The sequence below is a fragment of the Streptococcus mitis genome, assembly GCA_001560895.1.
Lineage (GTDB): Bacteria > Bacillota > Bacilli > Lactobacillales > Streptococcaceae > Streptococcus > Streptococcus mitis_Q.
The window spans coordinates 238,681-255,000 of record CP014326.1 but is presented as its reverse complement, the minus strand read 5'-3'; the positions used below and the strand labels follow the sequence as shown (position 1 = coordinate 255,000).

Genomic DNA, 16,320 nt, shown 5'->3' with positions numbered 1-16,320 from the left:
GTTCTATTTCACTCCCCTCCCGGGGTGCTTTTCACCTTTCCCTCACGGTACTGGTTCACTATCGGTCACTAGGGAGTATTTAGGGTTGGGAGATGGTCCTCCCAGATTCCGACGGGATTTCACGTGTCCCGCCGTACTCAGGATACTGCTAGGTACAAAGACTATTTTAAATACGAGGCTATTACTCTCTTTGGCTGATCTTCCCAAATCATTCTTCTATAATCTTTGAGTCCACATTGCAGTCCTACAACCCCGAAGAGTAAACTCTTCGGTTTGCCCTTCTGCCGTTTCGCTCGCCGCTACTAAGGCAATCGCTTTTGCTTTCTCTTCCTGCAGCTACTTAGATGTTTCAGTTCACTGCGTCTTCCTCCTCATATCCTTAACAGATATGGGTAACAGGTAGTACCTGTTGGGTTCCCCCATTCGGAAATCCCTGGATCATCGCTTACTTACAGCTACCCAAGGCATATCGTCGTTTGTCACGTCCTTCTTCGGCTCCTAGTGCCAAGGCATCCACCGTGCGCCCTTATTAACTTAACCTTATTTTCTGACCTTTCAGTCATAAACTCTTATTAATACTACAGCGTTTTCGGTTTATTTTCTTGTTACTATTTGATATAGATATTCAATTTTCAATGTGCATTACTTGGTGATCTCTCACCAATGGAGCCTAGCGGGATCGAACCGCTGACCTCCTGCGTGCAAAGCAGGCGCTCTCCCAGCTGAGCTAAGGCCCCACAAGACCTCTCAAGACTAAACAAGACCAATGCGCAGTTCCTTATCCTTAGAAAGGAGGTGATCCAGCCGCACCTTCCGATACGGCTACCTTGTTACGACTTCACCCCAATCATCTATCCCACCTTAGGCGGCTGGCTCCTTACGGTTACCTCACCGACTTCGGGTGTTACAAACTCTCGTGGTGTGACGGGCGGTGTGTACAAGGCCCGGGAACGTATTCACCGCGGCGTGCTGATCCGCGATTACTAGCGATTCCGACTTCATGTAGGCGAGTTGCAGCCTACAATCCGAACTGAGACTGGCTTTAAGAGATTAGCTTGCCGTCACCGGCTTGCGACTCGTTGTACCAGCCATTGTAGCACGTGTGTAGCCCAGGTCATAAGGGGCATGATGATTTGACGTCATCCCCACCTTCCTCCGGTTTATTACCGGCAGTCTCGCTAGAGTGCCCAACTAAATGATGGCAACTAACAATAGGGGTTGCGCTCGTTGCGGGACTTAACCCAACATCTCACGACACGAGCTGACGACAACCATGCACCACCTGTCACCTCTGTCCCGAAGGAAAACTCTATCTCTAGAGCGGTCAGAGGGATGTCAAGACCTGGTAAGGTTCTTCGCGTTGCTTCGAATTAAACCACATGCTCCACCGCTTGTGCGGGCCCCCGTCAATTCCTTTGAGTTTCAACCTTGCGGTCGTACTCCCCAGGCGGAGTGCTTAATGCGTTAGCTGCGGCACTAAACCCCGGAAAGGGTCTAACACCTAGCACTCATCGTTTACGGCGTGGACTACCAGGGTATCTAATCCTGTTTGCTCCCCACGCTTTCGAGCCTCAGCGTCAGTTACAAGCCAGAGAGCCGCTTTCGCCACCGGTGTTCCTCCATATATCTACGCATTTCACCGCTACACATGGAATTCCACTCTCCCCTCTTGCACTCAAGTTAAACAGTTTCCAAAGCGTACTATGGTTAAGCCACAGCCTTTAACTTCAGACTTATCTAACCGCCTGCGCTCGCTTTACGCCCAATAAATCCGGACAACGCTCGGGACCTACGTATTACCGCGGCTGCTGGCACGTAGTTAGCCGTCCCTTTCTGGTAAGATACCGTCACAGTGTGAACTTTCCACTCTCACACTCGTTCTTCTCTTACAACAGAGCTTTACGATCCGAAAACCTTCTTCACTCACGCGGCGTTGCTCGGTCAGACTTCCGTCCATTGCCGAAGATTCCCTACTGCTGCCTCCCGTAGGAGTCTGGGCCGTGTCTCAGTCCCAGTGTGGCCGATCACCCTCTCAGGTCGGCTATGTATCGTCGCCTTGGTGAGCCGTTACCCCACCAACTAGCTAATACAACGCAGGTCCATCTGGTAGTGATGCAATTGCACCTTTCAAGCAAATGTCATGCAACATCTACTATTATGCGGTATTAGCTATCGTTTCCAATAGTTATCCCCCGCTACCAGGCAGGTTACCTACGCGTTACTCACCCGTTCGCAACTCATCCAGAAGAGCAAGCTCTCCCTTCAGCGTTCTACTTGCATGTATTAGGCACGCCGCCAGCGTTCGTCCTGAGCCAGGATCAAACTCTCATTAAAAGTTTGAGCTCTCACTCATTTCTGTCACTGACAGATTTATTGTTTTTTCATTGTTCAGTACTACAACCTTAGTTGTAGTGCCCTGCACATTGGTTCGTCTTGTTCAGTTTTCAAAGGTCTTTGTCACTCACTTCTCTCAAGTGACAACTATATTAGTATATCACAGTCGCTTTCGCTTGTCAACACTTTTTTGAAACTTTTTTAAGTTTTTTAAAACTTTTTTCATCAAGTGTTCCATCTGCAACATACCATAGTCCGTACGGGATTCGAACCCGTGTTACCGCCGTGAAAAGGCGGTGTCTTAACCCCTTGACCAACGGACCTGAGTTGTTATTTTCAACTCTTACTATTATACAGCCTTTTTATTTTTTGTCAACTACTTTTTTAAAACTTTTTTAATTTTTTTTGCATAGCTTCCTACCGGGTTCGGATATCAAACTCTTTAAACACAATACGTAGCTCCCTTAACACGCTTTGACGACCTCGGAATCGTTCATGTCTTAAGACGCGTTCTAACTCTTCTTGTTGCTCTTTAGTTTGTTTACTTCTATAATCCCTTAGTGTTTCATGAAAGAGATAGTAATCATCCAGCCAGAGTCCTCCCTCACTTATACGATGGCTAATCTCACCTACTTCTTCATATGCTTCTTTATCATATCTTCGCTTCTGGCTTTCTTGCTTACGGAGATAATCTAAAATTCGATTTCGGAACTTGGTTTTGAAATATTTCCTTAAACGAGGGATATCTTCTACCAGTTCTTCTTCTCTACTGATCAATTCATATAGGCATATCATTCCCTCTTGATCCCAATCCGATAACTCCCATAAATGAAGATAATATTCCTTTCTACACTTATATACAATGCCCTGGACTTCTTCATACAATTCTTTAATCATTCTTTTCCCCTTTCTGTTTACAGTCTAACAAATCAAGAAGCTAATTGGGTTCATTTCATCCATTCTGCACCCTTTACTGCCTCAACTGCACAAAAAAGAGAGGTCTTGCCTCTCTTTGGGTTATAATTCTGCAATTTGGTTTAAGTTTACTTCTGCTACTGTGTCATTACCAAACATAGAGATAATCATCTTCACTTTATTGTTATCAATCTCTGTAATTTTACCAGTATAGTCTGCAAAAGCACCATCAATAATACGTACGGTTTGACCAACCTCAACATCGAAATCAAATTCTTGAACAGTTTGTCCCATAGATACCAAAATGTCACGAATTTCTTGTTCCAATAATGGAGTTGGTTTCGATCTGTTCCCGTGTGATCCGACAAATCCTGTTACATTTGGTGTGTTTCGAACGACAAACCAAGCTTCATCTGTCATGACCATTTCTACAAGAACATAACCTGGAAAGCGATTTTCTTCTATTTCTTTTCTCTTTCCATTTTTTTCAACTTGCACTGTTTGTGTTGGAATTTCAACGCGTAGAATATTATCCAACATATTGTAGGTTTGTGCACGTTGTAATAGATTTTCTTTTACCTTATTTTCATAACCAGAATAAGTTTGTAAAACAAACCACCCTTTATCAAAACTATCCATGATATTTCCTTTCATAAATAGAAGATCTCTAGAGTAAATAACTCCACTAACCTTCTAAAAAATGTTAATAAATCGAATCAAACCTGAAACAATCAACTGGTCAAAAATGTAAATAATTACTACAAAGAAAGCAGTATATTCCATGATAGAACGAAAATCTCTCCAGCTTTCCTTGCGAGTTGGCCATGTTGTGTCTTTAAGAAGTCTAAAAATATCTCCAATAAAACGCATCGCTCTCTCCTATCTCGTTTCTCTGTGTGTAGTGTACTTGCCACAATGCTTACAAAATTTATTTACTTCTAGTCGTGTAGGCTTGGGGTTTCCGCTGATCTTGATTGAATAGTTTCTCGAACCACAAACCGCACAAGCTAGGCTTGCTTTTTTTAATGCCATAACGCCTCCATCTTATCTATTATAACAAGAAAGCTAGGCTTTGACAAGCATCTTAGCGAAATAGATTGACTACCGAATCCCATATTGTTTGAGCCTTTTCCTTAATCTTCGCATCCGAGATAGCCCGACTAGCCTCATCTACTAGACTTTGCGCACGTCCTCGAATATCAGACAAATTATCATCTGTCTGGCTATTATCATTGGTTTGTACTTGTCTTTTTGTATTAGCGGGTGCAATTCCGTTTTTCTTATATGCATTTTCAACTGTAAAGGTACTTCCTGGGGTATAAGGTAAAATGGTATTTGCAATGTTTCTAAAGACATGAGCTGCACCATTTGAAGTAGATCCTGCTAGATAGTGATTTTCATCAGTGGTCGGGAAACCAAGCCAGTGACTAATCACTACATCCGGAGTATAGCCAATTACCCACTGGTCACTTGTGTATTCCGGATTGAAAACTGCTTCGGTTGTACCAGTTTTCCCTGCCATGACATAGTCTGCAGGCGATGAACTAATACCGGTTCCGTTGGTGAATGTCCCCAACATCATACTAGTCATCTTGTCAGCTACAGCTTTATCAATCACTCGTTTTTGTGAATTTTTATGACTCGCAATAACCTGACCACTAGCATTTTCAATTCTACTAATAAAATGAGCTTCCGGCATTAAACCTTCATTTGCAAAGGCAGCATATGCTTGAGCCATTTGCAGAGGATTGGTTTCGACACCACTTCCCAAAGCGACACCAAGAACACGGTCTACCTTATCCATGTTGAGTCCAAATTTTTCTCCTGCCTCAAAAGCCTTGTCAACGCCCAAATCATTAACAGTGGCAACAGCAGGCAGATTAAGTGATTCTGCCAAGGCTTGATACATAGGAACTTCTCGACTCGTTTTAATCCCTGCATAGTTATCAACCTTATAGCTGTTATACTGCATGGTATGGTTATCCAACTGCTTGTTCAAAGCCCAACCTGCCTCAACTGCTGGCGTATAAACAACTAAAGGCTTAATTGTAGAGCCAGGGCTACGTTTTGATTGGGTTGCATAGTTGAAATTACGGAATCCAGTTTTATCATTGTCAGCAACCTGACCGACAACCCCACGAACTCCCCCTGTTTTCGGTTCGAGAGCTACACTTCCTGATTGGACGAATGTTCCATCTTCTGCCCTCGGAAATAGTGAGGTGTTTTCATAGACAACCTGCATATTTGCTTGGTAGTTTTGATCCAGCTCTGTGTAAATGCGGTAGCCATTATTTACGATTTCTTCCTCTGTTAGATTATACTTAGAAACGGCTTCATTAACCACCGCATCAAAATAAGAGGGGTAACGATAATCTGAAATTTTTCCTTCATACTTATCTTGCAATTGCGAGGTCATATCAACTCCTGCAGCCTCGGTTTCTTGATTTTTATCAATATAGCCCGCTGCAACCATATTTTGCAAAACAGTATCGCGACGATTGGTAGAATCCTCTACAGAATTCAAAGGATTATACAGCTCCGGCCCTTTGAGCATGCCTGCCAGAGTAGCAGCTTGATCCAGACTCACTTCAGATGCAGAAACTCCAAAGTATTTCTTACTCGCATCTTCTACACCCCACACACCATTTCCAAAATAGGCATTATTAAGGTACATGGTTAGGATCTGATCTTTGCTATATTTTTTAGTCAATTCTAAAGCCAAGAAAAATTCTTTCGCTTTTCTCTCAACAGTTTGATCCTGCGACAAATAGGCGTTTTTAGCCAGCTGTTGGGTAATAGTAGAACCACCGCCTGAACGACCAGCAGTGACAATCGCCAAGAAGAAACGACCATAGTTAATCCCATCGTTTTTATAAAAAGAACGGTCTTCTGTCGCAATAACAGCATTCTGCAAATTTTTACTGATATCAGTTAGTTCAACGTAGGTTCCCTTTTGACCAGACAAGGCACCAGCCTCTTTTTCTTCACGGTCAAAAATGATAGTCCGAGTTTTCAAGGCGTTTTGCAAATCGTTAACATTGGTTGACTTAGCTACAGCAAACAAATAGGTTCCGACTAGCAAGCCTGCACTCAAACCTAGTATAAGAACAATCTTTGTCAGATGATAGCGACGCCAGAATTTTCGAATTGGACCCACTTGGGCTAATTTTTTTCGATCACTACGAGAGCGACGCAAGCTAGTCGAATCAGAATCCTCTAGCTCACTTGTTTCTTTTTTAAAAAGAGAAAGAAATTTCTCAAATAATTTATCTAATTTCATGCGTTTATTTTATCATCTTCATCATAGGAAGACAAGAATTTAGTAATTTCCTATCCAAATAGGACTTTTTTTGTTACAATATCTGTATGCAATTCACATTTACATTACCCGCCTCTTTGCCTCAAATGACGGTCAAGCAATTACTAGAGGAACAACTCCTCATCCCTAGAAAAATCCGTCATTTTTTGAGAATCAAGAAACATATTTTGATAAATCAAGAAGAAGTTCACTGGAACGAGATGGTGAAGCCTGGAGATGTTTGCCAGTTGACATTTGACGAGGAAGATTATCCCAAAAAGACAATCCCTTGGGGCAACCCAGACTTAGTTCAGGAAGTTTATCAAGACCAACACTTGATTATTGTACACAAACCTGAGGGGATGAAAACACACGGTAACCAACCAAACGAAATTGCTCTTCTTAACCATGTCAGTGCCTACATTGGCCAGACATGTTATGTCGTTCATCGTCTAGACATGGAAACTAGCGGTTTAGTTCTTTTTGCTAAAAATCCTTTTATCCTACCTATTCTCAATCGCTTATTGGAGAAAAAAGAGATTTCTAGGGAATATTGGGCACTTGTTTGCGGAAATATCAACAGCAAAGAGCTTGTTTTCAGAGACAAAATCGGACGTGATCGCCATGATCGCAGAAAACGAATAGTTGATACAAAAAATGGGCAATATGCTGAAACACAGGTAAGCAGATTAAAGCAATTTCCCAACAAAACAGCTCTTGTCCGTTGCAAGCTAAAGACAGGGCGAACCCATCAGATTCGTGTGCACCTTTCGCATCACAATCTTCCTATCCTAGGCGACCCTCTCTATAATAGCAAAGAAAAATCAAGTCGACTTATGCTTCATGCCTTTCGACTGTCCTTTACCCATCCGCTTACATTAGAGAAATTAAGCTTCACTACTCTTTCAGATACTTTTGAAAAAGAATTAAAAAAAAATGGATGATTGTCGTGTCATCCATTTTTCCATATAAGAAAAGCAAGACCAAGAGGCCTTGCTTTTTATCGACTCAAGAATTATTTAGCGATTTTTGCGAAGTATTCAAGAGTACGAACAAGTTGTGCAGTGTATGACATTTCATTGTCGTACCATGATACAACTTTAACCAATTGTTTACCGTCAACGTCAAGAACTTTAGTTTGAGTTGCGTCAAACAATGAACCGTAAGACATACCTACGATATCTGAAGATACGATTGGATCTTCTGTGTAACCGTATGATTCGTTTGAAGCTGCTTTCATAGCTGCGTTCACTTCATCAACAGTAACGTTCTTTTCAAGAACTGCTACCAATTCAGTAACTGATCCAGTTGGAGTTGGAACGCGTTGTGCAGATCCGTCAAGTTTACCGTTCAATTCTGGGATTACAAGACCGATAGCTTTTGCAGCACCAGTTGAGTTAGGAACGATGTTTGCAGCACCAGCGCGAGCACGGCGAAGGTCACCACCACGGTGTGGTCCGTCAAGGATCATTTGGTCACCAGTGTAAGCGTGGATAGTAGTCATCAATCCTTCAACAACACCAAAGTTGTCTTGAAGAGCTTTAGCCATTGGAGCCAAGCAGTTTGTAGTACATGAAGCACCTGAGATAACTGTTTCAGTACCGTCAAGAACGTCGTGGTTAGTGTTAAATACAACTGTTTTAACGTCGTTTCCACCAGGAGCAGTGATAACAACTTTTTTAGCTCCACCTTTAAGGTGTTTTTCAGCTGCTTCTTTCTTAGCAAAGAAACCAGTAGCTTCAAGAACGATTTCTACACCGTCAGTAGCCCAGTCAATTTGCTCTGGATCACGTTCAGCAGAAACTTTAACGAATTTACCGTTAACTTCGAATCCACCTTCTTTAACTTCAACAGTACCGTCGAAACGACCTTGAGTTGTGTCGTATTTCAACAAGTGTGCAAGCATAACTGGATCTGTAAGGTCGTTGATGCGTGTAACTTCAACACCTTCTACGTTTTGGATACGACGGAAAGCAAGACGACCGATACGTCCGAAACCGTTAATACCAACTTTAACTACCATTAGTGATTTCCTCCTTATGAAAATCATGAAATTTTTATTGTGAAAAGAGTAACTTGAATCACTACAAATCACCTTTCAACAAACCTATTATATAACTATTTAAGTTTAATTGCAAGTACGGGCGTTGTTTTTTGTCTACACCTCACTTATTTTTCTTTCTTCTCTGAAAGCCTATACTGCTGTCTTTCTTTATCTACATAGTCATTTACCGCTTTTCTTTTTCAGATAAAAAACGAAAATAGAAAGCTAAAATTTATTTTCGATACCCCTATTTCACAAAAAAAGAGACAGGAAATTCCTGCCTCTAGGCTGATAAACGATTATTTACGACGTCCTGGTCTTTCTTTGTAGCCATAGTAAGCATCTGCCATGATTTCTTCCATGTCAGCTACCATTGGTAAGCGTGGGTTAGCAGGTGAACATTGATCTTCATAAGCAAGCAAGGCAATTTCATGCAAGCTGTCTTTCCAAGCTTTTTCATCAATTCCTTGATCCTTGAAGTTCATCTTGATACCTACTGCAACACCCAGTTCGTAAACAGCTTTAGCGTATGCTTCAACTGCTTCTTCTGGAGTTGAGTGAGGTAAACCAAGCATTCTAGCAATGTCTTGGAATTTCTCATCAGCTTTCCAGTAGTTGTATTTAGGCCAAGTAGTAGTCTTAGATGGACGAGTTCCATTGTAACGGATAACGTATGGAAGCAAGATTGCGTTTGTACGTCCGTGAACAGTATGGTGAACCGCACCGATCTTGTGGGCCATTGAGTGGCTCATACCAAGGAAGGCATTGGCGAAGGCCATACCTGCCATTGTAGAAGCATTATGCATTTTTTCACGTGCTTCTGAATCAGCAGTCTTAACAGATTTTTCCAACCATTCAAAGACAAGTTTGATTGATTGAAGGGCAATACCATCTGTGTAGTCGTTAGCGAAGTTTGAAGTGTAGGCTTCAGTCGCATGAGTCAAGACATCCATACCTGTGTCAGCAGTAATAAAATCTGGAACTGATTCAACCAAAGCAGGGTCAACAATGGCAATAGTTGGTGTCAATGAGTAGTCAGCCAATGGATATTTGCGGTTATTTTTCTTATCAGAGATAACGGCAAATGGTGTTACTTCTGAACCAGTACCTGAAGTTGTTGGGATACCGATGTACTTCGCTTTCTTACCAAGTGATGGGAAGCGGAAGGCGCGTTTACGGATATCCATGAATTTTTGAACCAAGTCACGGAAGTCGATTTCTGGTTGTTCGTAGAAGAGCCACATAACTTTCGCTGCGTCCATTGGAGAACCACCACCAAGAGCGATAATTGTATCTGGTTCAAATGCTCTCATCACTTCAGTACCACGTTCTACAGTTGTGATATCTGGATCTGGTTCAACATCTGAGAAAACTTGGACAGTTACACGGTTGCTACGTGCGTTCAATTGGTCGATAATACGTTGAACGAAACCAAGTTTTTCGATTGATTTGTCCGTAACGATCATAACGCGTTCAATATCTTCACATGTTTGAAGGTATTGGATAGAATTACGTTCGAAGTAAATTTTTGAAGGAACTTTAAACCATTGCATATTATTTCTACGTTTCCCTACTTTCTTGATGTTTAGGAGGTTAATAGCGCTCACGTTATCCCCAACAGAGTTGCGTCCGTATGAACCACATCCAAGTGTCAATGATGGGATGAAAGCATTGTAAACGTCACCGATACCACCGAAAGTAGATGGAGAGTTCCAGATAATACGCATAGCTTTGATTTCTGTACCAAAGCGTTTAGCAAGAGCTTCATCTTTTGTATGGATAGCTGCTGAGTGACCAAGTCCGTTAAACTCAACCATTTGACGAGCTTTTGTAAGACCATCTTCTGTATCTTCAGCTTTCAATACAGCGATTACTGGTGACAATTTTTCACGAGTCAGTGGTTCTTTTGGCCCTACTTCCTCACATTCTGCCGCCAAGATGTTTGTTCCTTCTGGAACGCTGAATCCCGCTTGTTCTGCAATCCATGCTGCTGGTTTACCAACAATGTTTGCATTTAGTTTAGCACCAGCACAGTTTTTGCTGTTTGCTTTCACACCAAAACAGAATTCTTCAAGAAGTGCTTTTTCTTTTTTGTTTACAAAGTAAGTGTGGTATGATTTGAATTCTTCTACAAATTCATCATACACTTCTTTATCAATGATAACCGCTTGTTCTGATGCACAGACCATCCCATTATCAAATGATTTAGACATCACGATGTCATGAGCAGCTTGACGAATGTCAGCAGATTTTTCTACATAGGCAGGAACGTTCCCGGCACCTACCCCAAGAGCTGGTTTCCCACATGAATATGCCGCTTTAACCATGGCATTACCACCAGTTGCAAGGATAGTCGCAACACCTTCGTGGTTCATAAGTGCTCCAGTTGCTTCCATAGATGGCTCTGTAATCCATTGAACACAGTTTTCAGGTGCTCCAGCTGCGATAGCGGCATCACGAACAATTTGTGCTGCGTGAGCTGATGATTCTTGAGCTGATGGATGGAAAGCAAACACGATTGGATTACGTGTTTTCAAAGCAACCAATGATTTGAAAATCGCTGTTGAAGTTGGGTTGGTTGTTGGAGTGACACCACAGATTACACCAACAGGTTCAGCAATCTTCGTCAAGCCTGTAATTGGATCATCTTCGATAACTCCAACTGTTTTAACTCCACGCATATTGTTCACTACATGTTCACAGGCAAATAGATTTTTCGTTGCCTTATCTTCAAATACCCCACGACCAGTTTCCTCAACTGCATGTTGTGCAAGTATACCATGCGCGTCAAGTGCTGCAACCGAAGCTTTTGCCACAATATAGTCAACTTGTTCTTGGTTCAACTTGCGCATCTCATCAAGCGCAACCAAGGCTTTTTTCACGAGACCATCGACATGCTTTTCAGCAGCAAGTTGTTTTTCCTCAGGTGTTACTGTTTTTTTATCAGCCATATTATCCTCCATAGCCTTTAAGGATTTTATCCTTTGTTAATTTTTTCACAAGTTTATTATAACTCTTTTTTTATGTTTTGTAAACAGTTTCATAAACATTTCACAAAGAATTTTTGCGATATTGTGAAATTACTCTCAAATACGTTATAGTATCAACTTTTGACTAGATGATTGTGAAATAACAACAAAAATTTTTTTATTTCACAAACCTAACAAATATATAGAAAGCGCTTTCTTGTTTTTGTAAAAAAAACCTCCATGTCAGGAGGCTTTATTTTTGTTGAAAAACGCCTTGTTTAAAAGTCCCTTCATAAACGACTTCTTGTTCTGTTGTTAGTTTCCCTTTTCCTTCAGCTTGACCATTTACAAAATCACCTTCGTAGGTCCAACCTTCTTTGGATTGAAAGGTACCTTTTCCGTTGAAGGCTCCATTGTTGAAACCACCCGTATATTGGTCTCCATTTTGAAAGGTGATAGTACCTTGTCCATTCATTTTACCACGGACAAGACTGCCATCATAAACAATCGTTTCATTATCGAGTTTTAAGACACCTTTCCCGGGAATATTGAGAAAAAAGACTAGTACCGCACAAAAAACAATCGTTACTGCTGCTAAAATCTCTAAATGAGAACGACTCAGATAGACATGATATTTCCCATAGAAATTCTTAAGATTTTCCATCTTCACTCTCCTCTAAGCGTTCTAGCCACACTTGACAGCCCTCTTGAACACGCTGATAAGTTTCTTCAAAATCCCCTGTATACCAAGGATCCGGAACACTTTCAGATGCAAATGAGTAAATCTTATCTTGACAGTCTATTGGACACATCTGACGTAAATCAGAAACATTTGAATCGTCCATTCCGATAATATAATCAAAGGCTTCAAAATCTTCCTTACTAATCTGAAGCGATGTCTTGTTCTTGTCATAAGGAATCTGATACTGTTGAAAAATTCCCTGAGTGCCCTTATGAATCGGATTGCCATGTTCCCAAGAGGAAGTTGCTCGACTTTGGATTTCGTAGTTATCTGTCATTGATTTCATAACAAACTCGGCCATAGGACTGCGGCAAATATTTCCCAGACAGACAAAGACTAGTTTTTTCATCCCATTTCCTTTCTTTTATAGAAAAACGGGAGTTAGTGATCCCGTCTTATTTTTCAATTGCACCTTCGAGTGAAGCTGTTTCTTTAAGTGGTAATACGGTCTTGATAGCAGCTAGTTCAAAAGTCAAGTAAACTCCATCTACATCAAGAACAATCGTTCTCTTCTCAGTATCTACTTCATCAACTGTTCCGTAAAGTCCACCGATTGTAATAACTTCATAACCTTTTTGTAGTTTATTTAAGCTTTCCATACGTTTTTGTGCTTGTTTCTTTTGAGAGCGTTGCGTAAAGAACATCAAGCCCACCATAGCCACAAGAATGATTAAAAATGTATATTGTGATTCCATTATATTCTCCTTTGTCTTTCACATAGGACTACTATATCAAATTTCAGCTACTTTTACAAGATTGTACCTTGCTTTTCTAGTAAGAAAAAACCAGAGCTTGCGCTCTGATTCTTAGGATTATTTCAAGTCTTGAACGACTTTTACAAGATTTTCTACAGTAAAGCCATATTCTGCCAATACTTTTGGTGCTGGGGCAGAGGCTCCGAAGGTATCAATACCTAGAACGGCACCATCGAGACCAACATATTTGTACCAGTTTTGAGTTGCACCCATTTCGACTGCAACACGACGGCGGACTGCATTTGGAAGAATTTCTTCCTTGTATGCTGCATCTTGTTTATCAAAGACATCTGTAGATGGCATGCTGACTACGCGGACTTTTGCGCCTTGACTAGCCAATTCTTTGGCAGCTGAGACAGCAAGATTGACCTCTGAACCTGTCGCAATCAAGATGGTATCAAAGTCTGCTGCAGTTTCATAGACAACATAGGCACCTTTTGCAACCTTGTCAAAGTCTGTTCCTTCTTCGACAGTCAAGTTTTGACGGGTCAAGACAAGGGCCGTTGGTGTTTTCTCACTTGTCACTGCAAGGTACCAAGCTGCTTGCGTTTCACGCGCATCTGCTGGACGGAAAACATTTAGATTTGGCATAGCACGAAGACCTGCTAAGTGCTCAACGGGTTCGTGCGTTGGGCCATCTTCCCCAACCGCAATTGAATCATGGGTAAAGACATAAGTCACAGGAAGTCCTTGCAAGGCTGACAAGCGGACAGCTGCCTTCACATAGTCAGAGAAGACGAAGAAAGTACCACCGTATACACGAAGTCCACCGTGAAGGGCCATTCCGTTCAAGATCGTTCCCATTGCAAATTCACGAACACCAAACTGAATATTACGGTTCAATCGATTTGCATCGTCTTGAAGTCCATCAGTCTTGATATAAGTCATGTTTGAGTGAGCAAGGTCAGCTGATCCACCCAAGAAAGTTGGCAACTTAGTAGCTACAACGTTCAAGGCATCCTGGCTTGAATTACGAGTTGCTTGAGAGAAGCCATTTTCTAAGGCTGGGAAGTCTGCTGGAGTCACTTCAACTGGATCACGTCCATCGATGATGGCTTCTACTTCTGCAGCCAATTCTGGATGCGCTTTTTTATAGTCAGCAACTAATTTTGTCCAAGCTTGATAAGCTGATGCGCCACGGTCTGCAACATTTTCTTTGAAATCTGCATATACTTGCTCCGGAATTTCAAATGGTTCGTAGTCCCAACCAAGGGCTTGGCGAGTTGCTGCAGTTTCATCTGCTCCAAGAGGAGCACCGTGTACAGCATTAGTTCCCTGTTTGTTTGGAGAACCGTATCCAATCACGGTCTTCACTTCAATCAAAGATGGTTTTCCTGAAGCTTTAGCTATTTCGATAGCAGCATGGATTGCTTCCAAGTCTGTTCCATCTTCAACTAAGGATGTATGCCAGCCATAAGCATTGTAACGGTCACGAACACTTTCTGTAAAGGAATCCTTTGTCTCACCATCCAAGTTGATGTCATTTGAATCATAAAGAACAACCAACTTGTCTAGTTTTTGCAAGCCTGCGTATGAAGCTGCCTCGCTTGAGACACCTTCCATCAAGTCTCCGTCTCCACAGATAACGTAAGTATAGTGGTCAAAGATATTGTAGCCTTCGCGGTTATATTTGGCTGCCAAGAAACGTTCTGCTTGGGCAAAACCAGTAGCAGTTGAGATCCCTTGACCTAGAGGACCTGTCGTAGCATCAATCCCTGCTGTATGACCAAATTCTGGGTGACCAGGTGTTTTTGAACCCCATTGACGGAAGCTCTTGATCTCATCCATACTGACATCTTCAAAGCCAGAGAGGTGAAGAAGGGCATACAGGAGCATTGAACCATGTCCTGCTGAAAGAATAAAACGGTCGCGGTTAATCCAGTTTGGTTGGGATGGATTGATACGAAGTTGTTTTGTAAAGAGGCTATAAGCCATCGGAGCTGCTCCCATAACCACACCTGGGTGACCTGAGTTGGCTTTGTTGATAGCGTCAATACCTAGGAAACGGATTGCATTAACAGATAGATTTGACATAGAATTTCCTTTCTATTTGAGGTGATTATTGGATCACACATTCTATTTTACTATTATATGAAAATTATCCGTATCATGCAACATACGGATAACCTCCAAGGAATATTTTTATATTATAGCAAAGCTTTAAATTGAATGTTGGAGTCTTGTTCAAAACAATCATCAAAACCACGTGGATGATGGTATTCTACTAAGTGTTGATCTTGAGGATAAGTGTATTTACCGCCAACTTCCCAGATAAATGGATGGAAATCGTATTGCAGACGATCTTTTCTCATTTCCCATAATTCTAAGATTTCATTTGTAGAAGCCATAAAGTTAGACCAGATATCATAGTGAACTGGGATAATGACTTTAGCACGTAGATTTTCTGCCATACGAAGAAGATCGATAGAGGTCATTTTATCTTGGATACCTACTGGATTTTCACCATAGTTATTCAAAGCAACATCAATTTTAAAGTCTTTACCATGTTTTGCAAAGTAGTTTGAGAAGTGAGAATCTGCACCATGATATATAGTTCCACCTGGTGTTTCAAAGACATAGTTAACAGCCTTTTGAGCCATTTCTTCATCCGTAACAGCTAGTCCGGCAAGTTCACCGCCTGTCTCATCAGCACCGTTCACTGGTAGAGTAACCAAGCAAGTACGGTCAAATGATTCTACTGCATGAATCTTCATATCTTTTAATTCGATAGTGTCACCTGGTTTAACAACGATGATACGTTCTTTTGGAACACCCCATCCTTCCCAGATTCGTCCACAATGGTAGGGACCGATAAACTTAACATGCTCTAACTTAGGATTGTTGAGAATTGCTGCAGCTGTGTATGGGTCGATATGGTCACTATGAAAGTGTGAAACCAAGTAGTAGTCGAGTTCGTTGATAGCAAATGGATCAATAACCATTGGCTGAACACGCAAGTTTGGTTGCAACTTACGAACACCTGCCATATTTGCCATTTGATGCCCTCGAACCATATCTTTCACTTTTTTAGTTGATTTTCCACGATTTGACCAAAGATCCATAACAACGTTAGCACCACCTGGTGTCTTAATCCAAGTACCACAGTTGCCTAGCCACCACATGGCAAAGTTACCTTCAGGTACGACTTCTTCTTCGATTTCTTCGTTCAACCAGGTTCCCCACTCTGGAAAAGTAGCTAAAATCCATGACTCTCTTGTAATTTCTTTGACGTTTGGCATATGTTGCCTCCTTTGGATATAATT

At 41.6% G+C, this 16,320-nt stretch carries 13 protein-coding genes, 2 tRNA genes and 2 rRNA genes (1 of these 17 only partly in view); 1 reads left to right on the top strand and 16 read right to left on the bottom strand.

Annotated elements, in window-relative coordinates:
- The 9 genes from AXK38_01380 to AXK38_01340 form a co-directional block, all read right to left on the bottom strand.
- Positions 1-541, bottom strand: a 23S ribosomal RNA gene (locus AXK38_01380) (it extends 2,362 nt beyond the left edge of the window).
- 123 nt (positions 542-664) lie between these two features.
- Positions 665-737: transfer RNA gene (locus AXK38_01375), tRNA-Ala, on the bottom strand.
- A gap of 44 nt (positions 738-781) precedes the next feature.
- Positions 782-2,335: ribosomal RNA gene (locus AXK38_01370) — 16S ribosomal RNA — on the bottom strand.
- Together the 16S and 23S rRNA genes with 2 tRNA genes alongside form the textbook arrangement of a ribosomal RNA operon.
- Before the next feature lie 250 nt (positions 2,336-2,585).
- Positions 2,586-2,657 (bottom strand) — tRNA-Glu (locus AXK38_01365).
- 94 nt (positions 2,658-2,751) lie between these two features.
- Positions 2,752-3,231, bottom strand: coding sequence for a transcriptional regulator (locus AXK38_01360; protein ID AMH88021.1), 480 nt, complete (start codon positions 3,229-3,231; stop codon positions 2,752-2,754).
- Positions 3,232-3,351: 120 nt separating this feature from the next.
- Positions 3,352-3,888, bottom strand: a complete 537-nt coding sequence (locus tag AXK38_01355) for a transcription termination/antitermination protein NusG (GenBank protein AMH88020.1) — start codon at positions 3,886-3,888, stop codon at positions 3,352-3,354.
- 54 nt (positions 3,889-3,942) lie between these two features.
- Positions 3,943-4,119, bottom strand: a complete 177-nt coding sequence (gene secE, locus AXK38_01350; protein ID AMH88019.1) for a preprotein translocase subunit SecE — start codon at positions 4,117-4,119, stop codon at positions 3,943-3,945.
- 9 nt (positions 4,120-4,128) lie between these two features.
- The gene (locus tag AXK38_01345; protein ID AMH88018.1) at positions 4,129-4,281 is read right to left on the bottom strand and encodes a 50S ribosomal protein L33; all 153 of its coding nucleotides are present in this window, start codon (positions 4,279-4,281) and stop codon (positions 4,129-4,131) included.
- A 52-nt stretch (positions 4,282-4,333) separates the two neighbouring features.
- Positions 4,334-6,529: a penicillin-binding protein gene (locus tag AXK38_01340; protein AMH88017.1), complete on the bottom strand. Its 2,196-nt coding sequence runs from the start codon at positions 6,527-6,529 to the stop codon at positions 4,334-4,336.
- A gap of 125 nt (positions 6,530-6,654) precedes the next feature.
- On the opposite strand from AXK38_01340, the gene AXK38_01335 reads away from it, so the two are divergent.
- The gene (locus tag AXK38_01335; protein AMH89593.1) at positions 6,655-7,491 is read left to right on the top strand and encodes an RNA pseudouridine synthase; all 837 of its coding nucleotides are present in this window, start codon (positions 6,655-6,657) and stop codon (positions 7,489-7,491) included.
- 71 nt (positions 7,492-7,562) lie between these two features.
- On the opposite strand, the gene AXK38_01330 is transcribed toward AXK38_01335, so the two are convergent.
- From AXK38_01330 to AXK38_01300, 7 genes are all read right to left on the bottom strand, one after another.
- Positions 7,563-8,570, bottom strand: a complete 1,008-nt coding sequence (locus AXK38_01330; protein ID AMH88016.1) for a glyceraldehyde-3-phosphate dehydrogenase — start codon at positions 8,568-8,570, stop codon at positions 7,563-7,565.
- Between the two features lie 320 nt (positions 8,571-8,890).
- Positions 8,891-11,542, bottom strand: a complete 2,652-nt coding sequence (locus AXK38_01325; protein AMH88015.1) for a bifunctional acetaldehyde-CoA/alcohol dehydrogenase — start codon at positions 11,540-11,542, stop codon at positions 8,891-8,893.
- Positions 11,543-11,813: 271 nt separating this feature from the next.
- Entirely contained in the window at positions 11,814-12,224 is a 411-nt protein-coding gene (locus AXK38_01320) for a hypothetical protein (protein AMH88014.1), read from the bottom strand.
- Positions 12,211-12,651 carry a phosphatase gene (locus tag AXK38_01315; protein ID AMH88013.1) on the bottom strand — a complete coding sequence of 147 codons (441 nt, stop codon included), beginning with the start codon at positions 12,649-12,651 and terminating at the stop codon, positions 12,211-12,213. Before AXK38_01315 ends, AXK38_01320 begins: the two co-directional genes overlap by 14 nt.
- 46 nt (positions 12,652-12,697) lie before the next feature.
- Positions 12,698-12,997: a preprotein translocase subunit YajC gene (locus tag AXK38_01310; GenBank protein AMH88012.1), complete on the bottom strand. Its 300-nt coding sequence runs from the start codon at positions 12,995-12,997 to the stop codon at positions 12,698-12,700.
- 117 nt (positions 12,998-13,114) lie between these two features.
- Positions 13,115-15,091 carry a transketolase gene (locus AXK38_01305; GenBank protein AMH88011.1) on the bottom strand — a complete coding sequence of 659 codons (1,977 nt, stop codon included), beginning with the start codon at positions 15,089-15,091 and terminating at the stop codon, positions 13,115-13,117.
- 113 nt (positions 15,092-15,204) lie between these two features.
- Complete coding sequence (locus tag AXK38_01300; protein ID AMH88010.1) at positions 15,205-16,296, bottom strand: L-ascorbate-6-phosphate lactonase; 1,092 nt, start codon at positions 16,294-16,296, stop codon at positions 15,205-15,207.
- Positions 16,297-16,320: the final 24 nt, after the last annotated feature.